Consider the following 16,865-nt stretch of genomic DNA (forward strand, 5'->3'; position numbering starts at 1 on the left):
TCGCTAAGGTGAGGCCCCATGAGTAAGTGGCTGCTGCGCGGACTGGTGTTCGCTGCCCTGATGGTGATCGTCCGGCTCTTCCAGGGGGCGATGATCAACGCCTGGGAGACCAAGGCGGGGATGATCAGCATCACCCTGGTCGCGCTGTACGCCGTCGTCGTCCTGATCTGGGGTTATGCGGACGGCCGCGGCGACGCCCGCGCCAACCCCGACCCAGATCGGCGGTCCGACCTGGCGATGACGTGGCTGCTCGCCGGCCTGTTCGCCGGGGTGGTCAGCGGGCTCGTGGCCTGGCTCATCGGGCTCTTCTACAAGAACCTCTACGTCGAGGGCCTGATCAACGAGGTCACCACGTTCGCCGCGTTCACCGCGCTGCTGGTGTTCCTGTTCGCGATCATCGGCGTCGCCCTCGGCAGGTGGCTGGTCGACCGCAAGACACCCGAGCAGCCGCGGCGCCGGGACGGCGACGACGACCGCGCCGACACCGACGTGTTCGCCGCGGTGCGCGACGACCGTGACGGGCGCGACGGCGTGCAGGACTACGACAACGCCGCCACCGAGCAGCACACCTCGCCGGTCGCGGTCGCCGAGCACGACGACGAAACCAAGCGGAACAGCTAAGCGCTGTCCCTGGCCACTTCGGCGTAGGCCGCCGCCAGCAGCGACGGGTCCGGCCCCTCGAGGCGGCCCGGTTTGGCCAGCCCGTCGAGGACGACGAACCGCAGCACTCCGGCGCGGGTCTTCTTGTCGCCGAGCATGGACTCCATCAGCTGCGGCAGCGCATCGGCGTCGTAGCTGACCGGCAGGCCCAGCGAGGTCAGGACGGCGCGGTGCCGCTCGGCGGTCACGTCGTCGAGACGCCCTGCCAGCCGGCCCAATTCGGCGGCGAACACCAGTCCGACCGACACCGCGGCGCCGTGGCGCCACTTGTAACGCTCCCGGCGCTCGATGGCATGGGCCAGGGTGTGCCCGTAGTTGAGGATCTCGCGCAGCGCGGATTCCTTCTCGTCGGCGGCCACCACCTCCGCCTTGACCGCGACGGCCCGCCGGATCAGCTCCGGCAGCACATCGCCGCCGGGTTCGAGTGCGGCCTGCGGGTCCGCCTCGATCATGTCGAGGATCACCGGGTCGGCGATGAAACCGGCCTTCACGATCTCGGCCATGCCGGCGATGATCTCGTTGCGCGGCAACGTCTCCAGCGTCGCGAGGTCGATGAGCACCGCGGCCGGCTGATGGAAGGCACCCACCAGGTTCTTGCCGGCGTCGGTGTTGATGCCGGTCTTGCCGCCCACCGCGGCGTCGACCATGCCGAGCAGCGTGGTGGGCACGTGCACGATGTCCACACCGCGCAGCCAGGTCGCCGCCGCGAATCCGGCCACGTCGGTGGCCGCGCCGCCGCCAAGGCTGACGATCGCGTCCTTGCGCCCGACGCCGATGCGGCCCAGCACCTCCCAGATGAACCCGACGACGGGCAGATCCTTGCCGGCCTCGGCATCGGGGATCTCGACGCGGTGCGCGTCGATGCCCTTGTCCGACAGGTGAACCCGGATCGCCTCGGCGGTCTGGGTGAGTGTGGGTTGGTGCAGGATCGCGACCTTGTGCCGCCCGTCGAGGATGCGCCCGAGGTCGCCGAGCAGGCCGGTACCGATGATGACCGGATACGACGGATCGGTGCGAACCTCTACCGTCACCGGTTCCGTCACTGGCCGTCCTTCTGTCGACACGGGGATCCTTTCCTGGCCGCCACCGCGGCGGGGCTCGGCGGCGCCTCCGTCGACGGTGCGGCCGTCAGTGACAGCGGTGCCCGGCGCCACGAGGGCCGTCTGCGGCGCCGGTCGGATTTGGTTCCATCCGGGTTGTCCAGCCGCGCCACGATGTGGCGCACCACCGCGCCCGGATTGCGGTGGTTGGTGTTGACCCGCATGGTCGACACCTGCCGGTACAGCGGAACGCGGTGGGCGATCAGCTCTTTGAACCTCTCCCCGCGATCGGGGCCGGCCAGTAGCGGTCGCACGGTCGAGCCGCCGGTGCGGCGCACACCCTCGGCCGCGCTGATCTCGAGGTAGATCACGGTGTGACCGCCCAGCGCCTCGCGCACCTCGGCGGTGGTCACGGCGCCGCCGCCCAGTGAGAGCACGCCGTCGTGGGTCGCGAGCGCGTCGCGGACCACCTCTGCCTCGATGCGCCGGAACTCGGGCTCGCCGTCATTGGCGAAGATGTCAGGGATGGTGCGGCCGGTCTTCTTCTCGATGGCCGCGTCGGTGTCCAGCAGTTCCAGCCCCAGTGCCTTGGCCAGCCGCCGCCCGATCGTCGACTTGCCCGAGCCGGGCAGCCCGATCAGCACCGCCTTGGGCGCCATCAGCCCGACGCCCTCACCCTGTCGGCGGCCGGCTCGCGCTGGGCGACGGCGCGCAGGTAGGCGTCGATGTTGGTCCGCGTCTCGGTCAGGGAGTCGCCGCCGAACTTCTCCAGCGCCGCGCGGGCGAGCACCAGCGCGACCATCGTCTCGACGACGACGCCCGCGGCGGGGACCGCGCAGACGTCGGAGCGCTGGTGGATCGCGACCGCCTCCTCACCGGTGGCCATGTCGATGGTGGCCAGGGCACGCGGCACGGTGGAGATCGGCTTCATGGCCGCGCGGACGCGTACCGGCAGTCCGTTGGTCATGCCGCCTTCGAGGCCGCCGGCGCGGTTGGTCGAGCGGATCACCCCGTCGGGGCCGGGATAGATCTCGTCGTGGGCGACGCTGCCGCGGCGGCGCGCCGTTTCGAAGCCGTCGCCGATCTCGACGCCCTTGATCGCCTGGATGCCCATCACCGCGGCGGCCAGTTGGCTGTCCAGCCGGTTCTCGCCGCTGGTGAAGGAGCCGAGGCCGACGGGCAGGCCGTGCGCCACCACCTCGACCACGCCGCCGAGGGTGTCGCCGTCCCGCTTGGCGGCCTCGATCTCGGTGATCATCAGCGCCTCACTGGCCGGGTCGAACGCGCGCACCGGGCTGGCGTCGATCGCCGCGAGGTCGCCGGGGAGCGGCGGCGGTCCGTCGTAGGGGGTGGACGCGCCGATGGAGACGACGTGCGAGACGACCTCCACCCCGAGGGCCTGGCGCAGGAACGCCCGCGCGACGGTGCCGGCTGCCACCCGCGCGGCGGTCTCCCGGGCGCTGGCGCGTTCGAGCACCGGCCGGGCGTCGTCGAATCCGTACTTCAACATGCCCGCGTAGTCGGCGTGGCCGGGCCGGGGCCTGGTCAGCGGCGCGTTGCGCGCGGCGCTGTCGGCGAGCGCGGCGGGGTCGACGGGGTCGGGAGCCATCACGGTCTCCCACTTCGGCCACTCGGTGTTGCCGATCTCGATGGCGATGGGACCGCCCAGTGTCACCCCGTGCCGCAGCCCGGCGAGCATCGTCACCTGATCCTGCTCGAACTTCATCCGGGCGCCGCGGCCGTATCCGAGGCGGCGGCGCGCCAGCTGATCGGCGATGTCGGAGGAGGTCACCTCGACGCCGGCGACCATGCCCTCGACCATCGCCACCAACGCCCGGCCGTGGGATTCACCTGCTGTCGTCCATCGCAACACGTGTCCCAGTTTCGCATGACGCGCCCCGGGGCCGGAAAACGGCGATCAGCTCAGCGCCGCGCGCAGCCAGGCCAGCACCGGCGGGGCCACCTGCGGGAGCGCCGACTCGGCGACGATCCAGTGCGGCAGCCCCGGATGGATCTGGTGCTGTGCGCCGTAGCGTGCGGCGATACGTCGCGACATCCACGGCGCGACGTTGCGGTCCTGCCCGGCGCTGACGCACAGGACAGGGCAGGAGACGTCGGCGGCAGGCACCCGCACGATCGGCGCGCCGAGCATCAGTTGCCGGAACACCCGGCCGGAGTCGCGGACGAACTCCGGGATCAGCCGGTCCTGTTCGGCGGCGGACAACGTGTGCAGCGGCACGGCTCGCATGACGTCCGCAGCCGGCAGGAACGGACGTCCCGCGGCCACACCGGGCATCGACGGCAGGAACCGCGGCAGCGTGCGCAGTTGCGGCCACAGCACGCCGGGCGGCACCGGTGCGGGTCAGGGTGGCGTCATCGGAGGGGTCGCGTCCCGGCAGTGCCGGGACGTGGCAGGCGAATCCGGCGTCGTCGAGGACCTTCGTCCACGGCTGCATCAGGGACGGCCGGCTGAACAGACCGTGCAAGAGAAGGACCGGTGGCGGTGTCACGGTCCGAGTATCGCGACGGAACCGCCCGGGGGCGATTACCCCGAAAGTAGCGTCCCCGCGACGGCGAAAGCGGCCGCCAGACACATCGACGGACCGTGCGGCACCGCCGACCGCGACCCGCGCGCGAGGCGGGCCACGCCCCACAGGCCGGTCAGCAGCGAGGCGCCGACCGCGCACAGCGCCCAAGCCTGCATGCCGAACGCGCCCGTCAACGCGCCCACGCCGATCGCCAGTTTGACGTCGCCGGCACCCAGCGCCGCCGGCGAGCGCAGGTGCACGATCGCGTAGATGCCGGTCAATGCGAGCGCGCCGAGCGTTGCCGGCATGCCGCGCCCGGCCACCGACGCGACCGTGAGGATCACCATCGCACCCGGCACGGTGAGCCGGTTCGGCAGCCTTTGATGCCGAAAGTCGTACGCGCTCAACGCGATCAGCCACACCGCCACCGCGACGGCGGCCGTCTCCCCCACCCTCTCAGGCTAAGGGGCGTCGAGCGCCGCCCTCATCGCCTCTTTCGGCGCGGGCATGCCGGTGAACAACTCCACCTGGCTCAAGGCCTGGTTCAACAACATCTGCAGACCGCTGATCACCAGCCCGCCCCGGGCGCCGACCGCCGCGGCCAACGGCGTGGGCCACGGATCGTAGATCGCGTCCAGCAGCACCGGCGTGCCGGCCAGCGCCTCGGCGTACGGGGCGACGGCGTCGGCGGGCACGGTGTTGACCGCGATGTCCACGCCTGCGGCGGTGTCGGCCAGCGACAACCCGGCGATGTCGCAGAAGTCGGTGTCCAGACCGCAACGGCGCGCGAGGCCCAACACGTCGGCGGCCCTACCGGCGTCGCGGGCGGTGACCGTGACGTGCCGGCTGCCGCGGGCGGCGAGCCCGGCGACGACGGCGGGCGCCGTTCCGCCCGATCCGACGACCATCGCGCGGTCGGTCCGCACGTCGGCGAGCGCGCCCACCACGCCGTCGACATCCGTGTTGTCGGCGAGCCAGCCCGCCGCCGACCGCACCAGCGTGTTGGCCGATCCGACCAGCCGGGCCCGCTCGGTGGCCTCGTCGGCGAACCGCAGCGCGGCGAACTTGCCCGGCATCGTCACCGACACCCCGACCCACTCCGGCCCGAAGCCGGACACCACGGCGGGCAACTGCTCAGCGGTGCACTCGATGCGGTCGTAGGTCCAGTCGTCGAGGCCGAGCGCCCGGTACGCCGCCAGATGCAGCTGCGGCGACCGGGAGTGCGCGATCGGTGAGCCCAGCACCCCGGCCCGTCGAGCGCTCATCGCGCCGAGTCGAGGACACCGTTGCGTCGCGCCAACTCGATGTTGGCCAGGTGCTGCTCGTACTCGCGGGTGAACAACGTCGTGCCCTGCATGTCGATCGTCACGAAGTACAGCCAGTCGCCGGGTTCGGGCTGTTCGGCCGCGGCCAGGGCGGGCTGGCCGGGTGAACAGATCGGGGTCGCCGGCAGCCCCGGCCGCACATAGGTGTTCCAGGGGGTGGCCTGCGCGCGGTCACCGTCGGTGGTGGCGACCTCGATGCGGTCCAGCGCGTAGTTGACCGTGGAATCGAACTCCAGGGTCCGATTCTCGGCCAGCCGGTTGTAGATGACCCGCGCCACCTTGGAGAAGTCCTGCGGTGTGGCTTCGCGCTGCACCAGGGAGGCCACCGTGAGGATCTGGTAGGGCGACATCTTCAGCGAGGTGGCGGTCGTCAGCAGACCGCCGCGCTCGTACTGCCCGGCACTGCTGGAGACCAGTGTCGACAGGATGTCCTGCGGCGTGCCCGACGGGTCGATGTTCCAGGTGCCGGGCGCGATCAGGCCTTCGAGGCGGCGGTGGTCGGCGCCCAGCGCGGTCACCGGGCCGGTCGCCCACTGCGGCACCCCGAGCGCCGCGGGAGGGGCGGCGCCGGCGGCGGCGCGCAGGTCCTCGGCGGGCACGCAGCGGCGGTCACCGTCGAGGTCGACGCAGGTGGCCTTGGAGATCAGCGCGAAGATGCCGTCGGTGACGGCGTTGGTCTTGACGTCGGAGACGTCGTCGAGCTGGCGGCCCTCCGGGATGACCAACTTGCCCACCCGATTGCCCGGATCGGCCAGCCGCGACACCGCGTCGGCGGCCGGGATCTCGGTGCGCACCTTGTAGAAGCCGGGCTGGATCGACGAGATCGCCTCGTTGCCGTCGGCGGCGTCGACGAACGCCTTGATGGTGGCGACGACCTTGCCCTCCTGCAGCGTCTTGCCGATCGCCGTGGTGGAGTCGCCGTCGTGGACCTGGATGACGACGTCGTTGACGCCCGCGCCGGTGTAGTCGTTGCTGCTGCCCCCGAACAGCGAGTGCCACATCCGCGAGCCGAGGAACACCGCACCGATGACGACGACCACGAGCATCGCGACGGCGGCCACCGCGGCGGTACGGCGACGGCGCCGGTGCCGGGCCTCCCGGGCCCGCTGCTGACGGGTCATCCGCTGCCGGGGCGGACCCACCGCCAGGGGTTCGGCACGATCGTTGTGCCAGTCGTCAGCCATCCCCGACCTCTCCGTGTGGGGACAGCGCCGCCCGTCGCTGGTCCAGCCAGTTCTGCAGGATCCCCACCGCTGCAGCTTGATCGATCACCGAACGTTGTCCGCGGCTGCGCACGCCCGCCTCGCGCAGCGTCCGCTGTGCCGTCACTGTCGTGAACCGCTCGTCGACGAGCCGCACGGGCACCGGGCTGACCCGGTCGGCCAGCAGGTCGGCGACCTCGATCGCGTCGCGCGCCGAGGACCCGGCCCGGTCGGCCAGCGTGCGCGGCAGCCCGACCACGATCTCGACCACCTGGTACTCGTCGACCAGCGCCGCGAGGCGCCGTACATGCCTGCCCCCGCGCCGGTCGCGCGGCACGGTCTCCACCGGGGTCGCCAGCACGGCGTCGGGATCGCTGACCGCCACCCCGATCCGCACCGTGCCGACGTCGACACCCAGCCGTCGGCCGCGTCCCGGATCGGGTGCCGACGCGGGGTCACCGGGGCGGTCCGGTGCGCGGTCGGCATCGTTGATGGCGTCGGGCACTCTGGTCAGCTCCGGCCGATCTCCGCGCGCACCGCTGCCAGCGCCGCGTCGATGTTCGCCGCGCCCTGGCCCGACCCCTGCGCGAGGTCCGCCTTGCCGCCGCCGCGACCGTTCACCGCGGCCCCCACCACCTTCACCAGGTCGTTGGCGCGCACCCCGAGGTCCTGCGCGGCCGGATTGACGGCCACCACGTAGGGCACCGCGTCGTCCTCGGCCTCGGCGATCAGTGCCACGACGGCGGGCTCGCTGCCGAGCTTTCCGCGGATGTCGCCGACCAGTGACCGCAGGTCGCCCGCCGAGATCCCGCCGGCCATCCGTTGCGCCACGAGCCGGACCTTACCGACCTGTTCCGCTCCGGCCGCGGCATTGACGGCGGCGGCGCGCGCACCGGCAAGGCGCAGCCTGTCGAGTTCCTTCTCGGCGGCACGCAACCGCTCCACCAACGTCGCGACGCGGGCGGGCACCTCCTCCGAGGGCACCTTCAACGACGAAGCCAGGCCCGCCATCAGGGCGCGCTCCTTGGCGAGGTGGCGGAACGAGTCCAGCCCGACGTACGCCTCGACGCGGCGCACGCCCGACCCCACCGACGACTCGCCGAGGATGGTGACCGGACCGATCTGCGCGGAACGGCCGACGTGCGTGCCGCCGCAGAGCTCGAGGGAGAAGGGCCCGCCGATCTCGACGACGCGCACCTCCTCCGGATAGGCCTCGCCGAACAGCGCCATCGCGCCCATCGACTTGGCGCGCTCCAGGTCTGTGATGAAGCTGTGCACCTCGAAGTCGGCCTCCACCGCCTCGTTGGTGACCTCTTCTATCTGCGAGCGCTGATCCTCGGTGAGCGCGCCCTGCCAGTTGAAGTCGAACCGCAGATAGCCGGGGCGGTTGAGCGATCCGGCCTGAACAGCGTTGGGGCCCAGCACCTGTCGCAGCGCCGCGTGCACCATGTGGGTGCCGGAGTGCCCCTGCGTCGCACCGTGGCGCCACCGCGGGTCGACGGCGGCGACCACGGTGTCACCCTCGACGAACTCGCCGGACTCCACGTTGATCCGATGTGCCCACAGCGTTTTCGCGATCTTCTGCACGTCGGTGACAGCGGCCTTGGCCGTCTCCGACGCGCCGGTACCCCTGATGTCGCCCTCGTCGGCGATCTGCCCGCCCGACTCGGCATAGAAGGGGCTGCGGTCCAAGATCAGCTCGACCCGCTCCTGTGTGCCGTCGCGGCCGGTGTGGGACACCACCGGCACCCGCTTACCGTCGACGAAGATCCCGAGAATGGTTGCCTCGGAGGTCAATTCCTCGAATCCGGTGAACTCGGTGGGGCCGGCGTCGACCAGCTCGCGGTATGCGCTCAAGTCGGTGTGGGCCTGTTTGCGCGCGGCGGCGTCAGCCTTGGCCCGCTGTCGCTGCTCGGTCATCAGGGCGCGGAAGCCCTCCTCGTCGACACCCAGGTCGGCCTCTGCGGCCATCTCCAGGGTCAGCTCGAGCGGGAAGCCGTAGGTGTCGTGCAGCGTGAACGCATCCGAGCCCGACAGCCGGGAGGCGCCGGAAGCCTTGGTGGCGCGGGCCGCCTCGTCGAACAGCCGCGAACCCGAGGCCAGCGTGCGGTTGAACGCGGCCTCCTCGGCGATCGCGATGCGCGCGATCCGGTTGTAGTCGGTGACCAACTCGGGGTACGACGGCCCCATCGCGTCGCGCACTGTGGCCATCAGGTCGGCCATGAACGGATCGTCGATGCCGAGCAGCTTGGCCGCGCGGATGATGCGGCGCAGCAGCCTGCGCAGCACATAACCGCGGCCCTCGTTGCCGGGGCTGACGCCGTCGCCGATGATGATCGCCGCGGTGCGGCTGTGGTCGGCGATGATGCGGTAACGGACGTCGTCGGGGTGATTGCCCTGCCCGTATCCCCGCGGCGCCCTGGCGGCCATCAACTCGATCGCGGGGCGCAGCAGATCGGTCTCGTAGACGTTGTCGACGCCCTGCAGCAGGCAGGCCACCCGCTCGATGCCCATGCCGGTGTCGATGTTCTTGCGCGGCAGCGGTCCGAGGATCTCGAAGTCGTCCTTCGAGGTGCCCTCGCCGCGCTCGTTCTGCATGAACACGAGATTCCAGATCTCGATGTAGCGGTCCTCGTTGGCTTCCGGTCCGCCCTCGATGCCGTACTCGGGCCCGCGGTCGTAGTAGATCTCCGAGGACGGTCCGCACGGCCCCGGGATGCCCATCGACCAGTAGTTGTCGGCCATCCCGCGGCGCTGGATGCGCTCGAGCGGGAGCCCGGCCACCTCCTGCCAGTAGCCGATGGCCTCGTCATCGTCGAGATAGACGGTGGCCCAGAGCTTTTCGGGATCAAAGCCGTATCCGCCCCGATCGGCCGGGTTGGTCAGCAGCGACCAGGCGAACTCGATGGCGCCCTTCTTGAAGTAGTCGCCGAAGCTGAAGTTGCCGGCCATCTGGAAGAAGGTGTTGTGCCGGGTGGTGATGCCGACCTCGTCGATGTCCGGAGTGCGGATGCACTTCTGGATGCTCACCGCGCGGTTCCACGGCGCACTCCTGGCCCCGAGGAAGTAGGGGACGAACTGCACCATGCCGGCATTGACGAACAGCAGGTTGGGGTCGTCGAGGATCACCGAGGCGCTGGGCACCTCCGTGTGTCCCGCGTTCACGAAATGATCAAGGAACCGCTTCCTGATCTCGTGTGTCTGCACGTCGTGGCTGTCCTTCGGGTCTGGTCAGCGGGGCCGATCGGCCGCCACCTGCGAATACTCGACCGCACCACAGTACCGGGCGTGGCTTTCAGCCCGACACGAAGCTCAGTCGGACGTTTCGCCGCGTGTTGTCCCTGTTCAGGTCCACCAGGACGATGCTCTGCCAGGTACCGAGAAGGGGTTCCCCGGACCCGACCGGCACGGTGACCGAAGGCGCCACCAGACCCGGCAGCACGTGGTCGGCGCCGTGCCCCGGCGATCCGTGCGCGTGCCGGTAGCGGTCGTCGCGGGGCAACAGCCGCTCCAGGGTGTCGATCAGGTCGCTGTCGGATCCCGCGCCGGTCTCGATGATCGCCAGCCCCGCGGTGGCATGAGGGACGAACACGTTGCACAGTCCGTCTCCCCGCGACGCGCAGAACTGGCGAACGTCGCCGGTCAGGTCGACGATCCGCCGCCGGGCGGTGTCGACGTCGAGTACTTGGCTGTCCATGGCGACGAGCCTACGGATGCCTGTGCTGATTGACGCGTGCGTTTATTGCCCAATGGGCTCGGGTATGCCGCCCGCAGCCGTAACCCTTGGAGGAACAATGACCATCACAGGCATCATCACCGCAATTCTCATCGGCATCGTGGTCGGCGTTCTGGGCCGCCTCGTGCTGCCCGGTAAGCAGCCCATCGGGATGCTGCTCACCATTCTGGTGGGCATCGTGTCGGCCTTCATCGGCACCGCGATCGCCCGCGCGATCGGTATTCCGACCGCCACAAACGGGATCGACTGGATGGAACTGCTCGTCCAGGTCGTTGTAGCTGCGCTCGGCGTGGCTCTGGTGGCATCGCTCATGGGCCGGCGGCGTGGCCGCACCGGTCTGACGGGCGGCCGCCGATCCGGAATTCTGCGCTGACGCGCTGAATCCGTCCGTGGTGATCCCGGCTGGGCCCCCGACCAGTCGGGATCACCCCCGTCTGCACCCTTTTCAGCCGGCGGCCAGCAGCGCGTCGAGCTTCTCGTAACCCTCCGTCATGCCGCCCTCCATTCCCGAGGACAGCAACGCGTCCCGGGCGTCGGTGTTCGGACAGATCGAGCGGCCACGCAACCGGGAGCGGCCGTCGCCGAGGGCCTCGAACCACAGGTACTCGAGGTTGACCATGTCCGGGGCGCCTTCGAATTCGAAGGTCTGGAGGATGAATTCGTTCTCGCGCACGGTGTGGAACGTGCCGTTGAAGGCGAAAGCACCGTGCTCGGTGCGGTGGACGTAGCGGTATCCGCCATGATCTCGAAAGTTCCACTCGGTCACGTCCATCTCGAGGCCGTGCGGCCCCAGCCAGCGTGCGAGCAGGTCCGGGTCGGCGTGCGCGCGGAACAACGTGGAGACGGGAGCGTCGAACTCCCGGGTGAACTCCATGGCCAGGGTGTCGACGGGAGCCGTCAGCTCCAGGGCTTTGGTCATCGTGTCGGTCCTTCCTTCTCGGTGGCCAGCAGGGCGTCCAGCCGGCGGTAGTTGCGTTCGGCATCCAGGCGGTACCGGTCGATCCAGGCCGTCACCGCCTCCAGTGCCGCGGCGTCCAGGTGCACCGGCCGTCGCTGCGCGTCGCGGGTGCGGGTCACCAGCCCGGCCTGCTCGAGCACCTGGATGTGTTTGGACACCGCCTGTTTGGTGATGGCGAACGGCTCGGCCAGTTCGTTGACCGTCGCGGGGCCACGGGACAGCCGCGCCACCATCGCGCGCCGTATGGGATCCGCCAGCGCCATGAAGGCACGGTCCAGCGTCGCTTCGTCCGCCCCACTCCCCAATAATCAACCTCTCTTTTGATCAATCTATTGGTTGACTAAGACGCTATGCCCGGCCGCGTTCGCTGTCAAGAACGGGATCAGCGTGTGCGGCGGATGATGGCGCGCAGCTTGTCCACCCGGGTCGCGATCTCGCGTTCGGCCCCGTGCGTCGTCGGCCGGTAGTAGTCGACGCCGACGACCTCGTCGGGCGGATACTGCTGAGCCACAACACCGTCCGGGTCGTCGTGGGCGTATCTGTAGCCGACGGCGTTACCCAGCTTCTGAGCTCCCGAGTAGTGCCCGTCGCGCAGGTGGGCGGGCACCAGTCCGGCCTTCCCTGCCCGGATGTCGGCCATTGCCGCGCCGAGTGCGGTGGTGACGGCGTTCGACTTCGGCGCGGTCGCCAGGTGCACGGTGGCGTGCGCCAGCGTCAGCTGCGCCTCGGGCATGCCGATCAACTGCACGGTCTGGGCCGCGGCGACCGCCGTCGGCAGTGCGGTCGGGTCGGCCATCCCGATGTCCTCGCTGGCGAGGATCACCAGTCGCCGCGCCACGAATCGGGGGTCCTCCCCCGCCACGAGCATGCGCGCCAGGTAGTGCAGAGCGGCATCGACGTCGGAACCGCGCACCGACTTGATGAACGCGCTGACCACGTCGTAGTGCTGGTCGCCGTCGCGGTCGTAGCGCACCGCCGCCTTGTCCAGCGACTGCTCGATCACGTCGACGGTCACCTGTCCGGATTCGGCGGCGACCTCCAGCGCTGTCAGCGCGCGCCGCGCATCGCCGGCCGACAGCTGCACCAGCAGGTCGAGCGCCTCGTCGGTGATGGGTACCTTTCCGGCCAGGCCTCGTTCGTCGTCGAGGGCACGCCGGATCACCGTGGCGATGTCGGCCGGGGTCAGCGGCTGCAGCTGCAGGATCAGTGAGCGGCTCAGCAGGGGGGCGACGACGGAGAACGACGGGTTCTCGGTGGTGGCCGCGACAAGCAGCACCACCCGGTTCTCCACCGCCGCGAGCAGCGCGTCCTGCTGGGTCTTGGAGAACCGGTGCACCTCGTCGATGAACAGCACCGTCTGCTCACCCCGGCGCAGCAGCGCGACGCGGGCCTCCTCGATGACCGCGCGCACCTCCTTCACGCCTGCCGACAACGCCGAGAGCGCCTCGAACCGGCGGCCGGTGGCGTGGGAGATCAGCGAAGCCAGCGTCGTCTTCCCGGTGCCGGGCGGGCCGTAGAGGATGACCGAGGCGGCGCCGGAGCCCTCCACGAGGCGCCGCAGCGGCGAGTTCCCGGTGAGCAGGTGCTGCTGGCCGACGACCTCCTCGAGCGAGGCGGGCCGCATCCGCACGGCCAGCGGCACCGACGTCCCCACGGGAGCCGCGGCGGACGCGGCATTCTCGCCGGGAACGTCGAACAGGCTGTCGGACACGCTCCCTGCTTACACGGCGGCGGTGACGAAGTCGATCAGCTCCTCGACCCGGCCGATGAGGTCGGGTTCCAGGTCGGTCCAGTCCCGCACCCGACCGCGGATCCTCTGCCACGCCGCGGCGATGTCGGCCTGATCGCGGTGCCGCCAGCCCAGCGCCTCGCACACGCCGTGCTTCCAGTCCTGCCCCTTGGGAACCACCGGCCAGGCCGCGATGCCCAGGCGGGCCGGTTTGACGGCCTCCCAGATGTCGATGAACGGATGGCCCACCACCAGCGTGTGCTCCCCGCCGGGCCCCTGGCGCACCCGCTCGGCGATGCGGGCCTCCTTCGACCCGGCCACCAGGTGGTCGACGAGCACGCCGAGGCGCCGGCCGGGCCCGGGCCGGAAGTCGGCGACGATCGCGGCCAGGTCGTCGACACCGCCCAGGTACTCGACCACCACGCCCTCGAGGCGCAGATCCTCGCCCCACACCTGCTCGACGAGTTCGGCGTCGTGGCGGCCCTCGACGTAGATGCGGCTGGCGAGCGCCACCTTGGCGCGCGCACCCGCGACCGCCACGGAGCCGGACGCGGTACGGGTCGGCGCGGCGGGGGCCGCCTTCTTCGGGGCGGTCAGGATGACCGGCTTGCCGTCGATCAGGTAGCCGGGCCCCACCGGAAACGGTTTGGTACGGCCGTGCCGATCCTCGAGTTGCATGCGGCCGTACTCGATGCGCACCACCGCGCCGACGAAGCCGGTCTGCGCGTCCTCGACGACCATGCCGATCTCGATCGGCAATTCGGTGGAGCGGGGCTTGCGGTGCGGATTACCGGACAGGATGTCGGCGCCATAGCGATCAGCCACGCCGGTGATCGTAGGGACGGGCGGCGCCACGACGGCTGACCGCGCGAGCGCGTGTTGCCTCGGCGCAGGCGCACCGGGTGCGACCATCGAGCGGTGAGAGACCTGAGCTACTACGGACCCCGCGCCGTCATCGCCGGCGGCTCGGAAGGCGTCGGGGCCGAGTTCGCCGCGCTTCTCGCCGCGGCGGGGGTCGACCTGGTGTTGGTCGCCCGGCGTCCGGAGCCCCTGGAGGCCACCGCCGCACGCTGTCGCGCACTCGGCGCCGACGTGCGCACGGTGACCGCCGACCTGGCCGCCGGCGCCGACGAGGTGATCGCCGCGACGGCCGGCCTGGAGATCGGCCTGTTGATCTACAACGCGGGCGCCAACACCTGCAGCGAGGAGTTCCTCGACGGCGACCTGGATGCCTTCGGCCGCGTCGTCGACCTGAACGTCACCACGATGATGGCCCTGGTCCAGCACTACGCGCGGCCGATGCGGGACCGCCGCCGCGGCGGCATCCTGCTGGTGGGCTCGATGGCCGGTTACCTCGGTTCGACCCGCCACACGGTCTACGGCGGGGCCAAGGCCTTCGGCCGGATCTTCGCCGAGGGCCTGTGGCTGGAACTGCGCGACCACGGCGTCGACGTCTGCGAGCTGGTTCTCGGCGTGACGCGCACGCCGGCCATGGAGCGGGTCGGGCTGAACTTCGACGTGCCCGGCCTGCGGGTGGCCGAACCTGCCGAGGTGGCCGCCGAGGGCCTCGAACGGTTGCCGCACGGGCCGGTCCACGTGGCGGGCGGCAATGAGGCCGACGTCGCCCGCCGCAACGACCCCGACCGCGCCGCGGTGGTGCTCGGCGCGCACCGGTTCATGCAACAGCTGATGGCTAGTCCATCTGCTGGGACTGCTCGCCGACCGGCGCACCCACCTCGGCGAGCTTCACCGGGTTCGAGGTGATCTCGTCGATGACGGTGTGGATGAAACGCATCTTCTCCAGCACCGCGGGCGGCAGCACGAACGGGTACAGGTCTTCCTTGCCCATCGACCGGTTCACCATGTTCAGCGACCACGCCAGGGGCAACCACATCTCGATCATCGTGTCGAAGCTGCTGGGCCCCAACACCCTTCGCTCGAGGGTGGCGGCGGCCGGCGCCATGCCGAACGCCGCGGCCGTGTCCAGGGTGTCGCGGATGTGCAAGTAGTGCGCGAACGTCTCTGCCCAGTCCTCGGCAGGGTGCATGGTCGCATAGGACGACACGTAGTCGTTCTCCCAGCCCGCCGGGGCACCCTGGCTGTAATGGCGATCCAGCGCCGCCTGGTAGTCGGCCTCGGGATCGCCGAACAGATCGTGGTAGCGCTGCAGATAGTCCGGGGACGTGCCGATCAGCCGGTACTGGTAATAGTGGCCGATCTCATGGCGGAAGTGACCGAGCAGCGTCCGGTACGGCTCGTCCATCGAGATCCGCAACTGCTCGCGGTGCACGTCGTCGCCCTCGGCCAGATCGAGGGTGATCACGCCGTTCTCGTGGCCGGTGAACACCTTCTCGAACTGGCTGGACAGGAGGTCGAACGCCAGCCCGTAATCGGGATCCTCGTCACGGCCGACGATGGGCAGCTTCAGTTCGTGCAGTTCGGCGATCAGCCGGCGTTTCGCCCTCTCCGCCGCCGCGAACGCCACCAGAGCGATGGTGTCGGCGTCGTTGGGCCGGGTGCGGGTGAGCGAGCACGACACGCACAGCTTCGCAACCGGCCCCTTCTCCACCAGCCAGTTGCATTCGGCCAGATGCAGATTGGCGCACAGCTGATACCGGCTCTCGTCGACCGCGCCCGCGTGCTCGCTCTGTTCGGGTGCGGCGATCACCAGCAGGGCCATGTCGTCGAGCGAAAAACCCAGGGAGCTGCCGCAATTCAGGCACACCGAGTTCTCGAAGGCCAGTCGCTGACCGCAGTTGGGGCATGTGAAGTCACGCATGCAGGACTCCTCCTTCGTAGGGCGCAACGTCGACGGAGACGTCGATGACGCTGCTGTCCGAGTCGGTGTAGATGATGCCGCGCAGCGGCGGGACGTCGGCGTAGTCACGGCCGAAACCCACTGTCACGTAGCGCTCGTCGACCATCTGGTCGTTGGTCGGATCCAGGCCCAGCCACACGTCTTTCGGCGTCCACACCGACGCCCATGCATGCGTCGCGTCGATGCCCACCATGCGTTCCCTTCCCGGAGGCGGATCTGTGGCCAGATAGCCCGACACGTAACTCGCTGCCAGACCGTTGGCGCGCAGGCAGGCGATCGCGAGCCTCGCGAAGTCCTGACATACCCCTTCGCGGGCTGCCAAAACCTCACCCACCTGGGTGGACACCGTGGTCGAGCCGGACCGGTAGGTGAAATCGGTGTGGATGCGCGCGTTCAGGTCGCGCAGCACGTCGATCAGCGGCCGGCCGGGAGTGAACGTCGGTGCGGCGTAGTCCCGCACCGCATCGGTGATCTCGGGGGGCGACAGGTCGAGGGTGAACTCACACGCCAGGGCACCGTCGGGCCCCACGGGACGGGCGATCTCCCACGGCGCCCTGGCCGAGGCGACCTGATAGAGGTCGGGCGGCGGCGGGTCGACCTCGACGATCGAGCGGCTGGTGACGGTCAGAGCGTGGTGGGGCCGCGTGACGTGGAAGTAGGAGCTCAGATTGCCGTAGCCGTCGCGGCTGGTGGAACTGTCGGCTGCCTCGGGGTCGAGCACCAGCTCGTGGAACAGGCAGCGCTGGCGGGCCGAGTCGCGCGGGGTGAGGAACCCGCGGCCGTAGGAACTGGTGACCACGTCGGAGTAGCGGTACACGGTGCGGTGCGTGATCTCGTAGCGCCGACTCATCACCATCGTCGGTTCGCTC

19 protein-coding genes are annotated in these 16,865 nt (G+C 70.3%); 3 read left to right on the forward strand and 16 right to left on the reverse strand.

Annotation, left to right across the window (positions count from 1 at the left end):
* The first annotated feature begins 18 nt into the window (after positions 1-18).
* Positions 19-621, forward strand: coding sequence for a B-4DMT family transporter (locus G6N45_RS20115; protein ID WP_163723978.1), 603 nt, complete (start codon positions 19-21; stop codon positions 619-621).
* On the opposite strand, the gene aroB is transcribed toward G6N45_RS20115, so the two are convergent.
* The 10 genes from aroB to G6N45_RS20165 all read right to left on the reverse strand — a co-directional run bounded on the left by aroB (position 618) and on the right by G6N45_RS20165 (position 10,452).
* Positions 618-1,703, reverse strand: coding sequence for a 3-dehydroquinate synthase (gene aroB / locus G6N45_RS20120; RefSeq protein WP_163723980.1), 1,086 nt, complete (start codon positions 1,701-1,703; stop codon positions 618-620). The two genes, G6N45_RS20115 and aroB, sit on opposite strands and share 4 nt — an antisense overlap.
* Entirely contained in the window at positions 1,700-2,359 is a 660-nt protein-coding gene (locus tag G6N45_RS20125; protein WP_163723982.1) for a shikimate kinase, read from the reverse strand. The genes aroB and G6N45_RS20125 overlap by 4 nt, the downstream gene beginning before the upstream one ends.
* A complete protein-coding gene (aroC, locus tag G6N45_RS20130; protein WP_163723984.1) occupies positions 2,359-3,573 on the reverse strand; it encodes a chorismate synthase in 1,215 nt (404 codons plus the stop codon). The genes G6N45_RS20125 and aroC overlap by 1 nt, the downstream gene beginning before the upstream one ends.
* A 45-nt stretch (positions 3,574-3,618) precedes the next feature.
* Complete coding sequence (locus tag G6N45_RS20135; RefSeq protein ID WP_163723986.1) at positions 3,619-4,053, reverse strand: alpha/beta hydrolase; 435 nt, start codon at positions 4,051-4,053, stop codon at positions 3,619-3,621.
* Positions 4,054-4,245: 192 nt separating this feature from the next.
* Positions 4,246-4,680: a prepilin peptidase gene (locus G6N45_RS20140; RefSeq protein ID WP_163723988.1), complete on the reverse strand. Its 435-nt coding sequence runs from the start codon at positions 4,678-4,680 to the stop codon at positions 4,246-4,248.
* Between the two features lie 9 nt (positions 4,681-4,689).
* Positions 4,690-5,493, reverse strand: coding sequence for a shikimate dehydrogenase (locus tag G6N45_RS20145; protein ID WP_163723990.1), 804 nt, complete (start codon positions 5,491-5,493; stop codon positions 4,690-4,692).
* Positions 5,490-6,737, reverse strand: a complete 1,248-nt coding sequence (locus tag G6N45_RS20150; protein ID WP_163723992.1) for an endolytic transglycosylase MltG — start codon at positions 6,735-6,737, stop codon at positions 5,490-5,492. The genes G6N45_RS20145 and G6N45_RS20150 overlap by 4 nt, the downstream gene beginning before the upstream one ends.
* Entirely contained in the window at positions 6,730-7,248 is a 519-nt protein-coding gene (gene ruvX / locus G6N45_RS20155; RefSeq protein WP_163728773.1) for a Holliday junction resolvase RuvX, read from the reverse strand. The genes G6N45_RS20150 and ruvX overlap by 8 nt, the downstream gene beginning before the upstream one ends.
* A gap of 17 nt (positions 7,249-7,265) precedes the next feature.
* Complete coding sequence (gene alaS / locus G6N45_RS20160) at positions 7,266-9,962, reverse strand: alanine--tRNA ligase (RefSeq protein WP_163723994.1); 2,697 nt, start codon at positions 9,960-9,962, stop codon at positions 7,266-7,268.
* 88 nt (positions 9,963-10,050) lie between these two features.
* Positions 10,051-10,452 carry a secondary thiamine-phosphate synthase enzyme YjbQ gene (locus tag G6N45_RS20165; RefSeq protein ID WP_163723996.1) on the reverse strand — a complete coding sequence of 134 codons (402 nt, stop codon included), beginning with the start codon at positions 10,450-10,452 and terminating at the stop codon, positions 10,051-10,053.
* A gap of 97 nt (positions 10,453-10,549) precedes the next feature.
* Between G6N45_RS20165 and G6N45_RS20170 the strand changes: the two genes are divergently transcribed.
* The gene (locus tag G6N45_RS20170; protein ID WP_057147144.1) at positions 10,550-10,864 is read left to right on the forward strand and encodes a GlsB/YeaQ/YmgE family stress response membrane protein; all 315 of its coding nucleotides are present in this window, start codon (positions 10,550-10,552) and stop codon (positions 10,862-10,864) included.
* 72 nt (positions 10,865-10,936) lie between these two features.
* Here G6N45_RS20170 and G6N45_RS20175 read toward each other — a convergent pair whose 3' ends face one another.
* From G6N45_RS20175 to G6N45_RS20190, 4 genes are all read right to left on the reverse strand, one after another.
* On the reverse strand, positions 10,937-11,410 hold the full coding sequence (locus G6N45_RS20175; RefSeq protein WP_163723998.1) for an SRPBCC family protein: 474 nt from the start codon (positions 11,408-11,410) through the stop codon (positions 10,937-10,939).
* The gene (locus G6N45_RS20180; protein ID WP_057147660.1) at positions 11,407-11,712 is read right to left on the reverse strand and encodes an ArsR/SmtB family transcription factor; all 306 of its coding nucleotides are present in this window, start codon (positions 11,710-11,712) and stop codon (positions 11,407-11,409) included. Before G6N45_RS20180 ends, G6N45_RS20175 begins: the two co-directional genes overlap by 4 nt.
* 119 nt (positions 11,713-11,831) lie before the next feature.
* Positions 11,832-13,160 carry a replication-associated recombination protein A gene (locus G6N45_RS20185; RefSeq protein ID WP_163724000.1) on the reverse strand — a complete coding sequence of 443 codons (1,329 nt, stop codon included), beginning with the start codon at positions 13,158-13,160 and terminating at the stop codon, positions 11,832-11,834.
* 9 nt (positions 13,161-13,169) lie between these two features.
* Positions 13,170-14,003, reverse strand: coding sequence for a DUF3097 domain-containing protein (locus G6N45_RS20190; RefSeq protein WP_163724002.1), 834 nt, complete (start codon positions 14,001-14,003; stop codon positions 13,170-13,172).
* A 93-nt stretch (positions 14,004-14,096) separates the two neighbouring features.
* Here G6N45_RS20190 and G6N45_RS20195 point away from each other — a divergent pair, with 93 nt between their 5' ends.
* Positions 14,097-14,942 (forward strand): SDR family NAD(P)-dependent oxidoreductase, encoded by an 846-nt coding sequence (locus G6N45_RS20195; protein WP_163724003.1) that lies wholly within the window; start codon positions 14,097-14,099, stop codon positions 14,940-14,942.
* Here the strand turns inward: G6N45_RS20195 and G6N45_RS20200 are convergent.
* Positions 14,872-15,957 carry a zinc-binding metallopeptidase family protein gene (locus tag G6N45_RS20200; RefSeq protein ID WP_057147148.1) on the reverse strand — a complete coding sequence of 362 codons (1,086 nt, stop codon included), beginning with the start codon at positions 15,955-15,957 and terminating at the stop codon, positions 14,872-14,874. The two genes, G6N45_RS20195 and G6N45_RS20200, sit on opposite strands and share 71 nt — an antisense overlap.
* Positions 15,950-16,852 (reverse strand): transglutaminase family protein, encoded by a 903-nt coding sequence (locus G6N45_RS20205; RefSeq protein WP_163728776.1) that lies wholly within the window; start codon positions 16,850-16,852, stop codon positions 15,950-15,952. Before G6N45_RS20205 ends, G6N45_RS20200 begins: the two co-directional genes overlap by 8 nt.
* Between the last annotated feature and the right edge of the window lie 13 nt (positions 16,853-16,865).

Source organism: Mycolicibacterium psychrotolerans, from assembly GCF_010729305.1.
Classification (GTDB): Bacteria; Actinomycetota; Actinomycetes; order Mycobacteriales; family Mycobacteriaceae; genus Mycobacterium; species Mycobacterium psychrotolerans.

What these genes read in the sequence shown, in the direction of transcription:
- G6N45_RS20170 (WP_057147144.1), top strand. Translation starts at nt 10,550, where the DNA reads ATGACCATCACAGGCATCATCACCGCAATTCTCATCGGCATCGTGGTC.
- G6N45_RS20125 (WP_163723982.1), bottom strand. Translation starts at nt 2,359, where the DNA reads ATGGCGCCCAAGGCGGTGCTGATCGGGCTGCCCGGCTCGGGCAAGTCG.
- G6N45_RS20200 (WP_057147148.1), bottom strand. Translation starts at nt 15,957, where the DNA reads ATGCGTGACTTCACATGCCCCAACTGCGGTCAGCGACTGGCCTTCGAG.
- G6N45_RS20150 (WP_163723992.1), bottom strand. Translation starts at nt 6,737, where the DNA reads ATGGCTGACGACTGGCACAACGATCGTGCCGAACCCCTGGCGGTGGGT.
- G6N45_RS20115 (WP_163723978.1), top strand. Translation starts at nt 19, where the DNA reads ATGAGTAAGTGGCTGCTGCGCGGACTGGTGTTCGCTGCCCTGATGGTG.
- G6N45_RS20145 (WP_163723990.1), bottom strand. Translation starts at nt 5,493, where the DNA reads ATGAGCGCTCGACGGGCCGGGGTGCTGGGCTCACCGATCGCGCACTCC.
- G6N45_RS20180 (WP_057147660.1), bottom strand. Translation starts at nt 11,712, where the DNA reads ATGGCGCTGGCGGATCCCATACGGCGCGCGATGGTGGCGCGGCTGTCC.
- G6N45_RS20165 (WP_163723996.1), bottom strand. Translation starts at nt 10,452, where the DNA reads ATGGACAGCCAAGTACTCGACGTCGACACCGCCCGGCGGCGGATCGTC.
- G6N45_RS20205 (WP_163728776.1), bottom strand. Translation starts at nt 16,852, where the DNA reads ATGGTGATGAGTCGGCGCTACGAGATCACGCACCGCACCGTGTACCGC.
- G6N45_RS20175 (WP_163723998.1), bottom strand. Translation starts at nt 11,410, where the DNA reads ATGACCAAAGCCCTGGAGCTGACGGCTCCCGTCGACACCCTGGCCATG.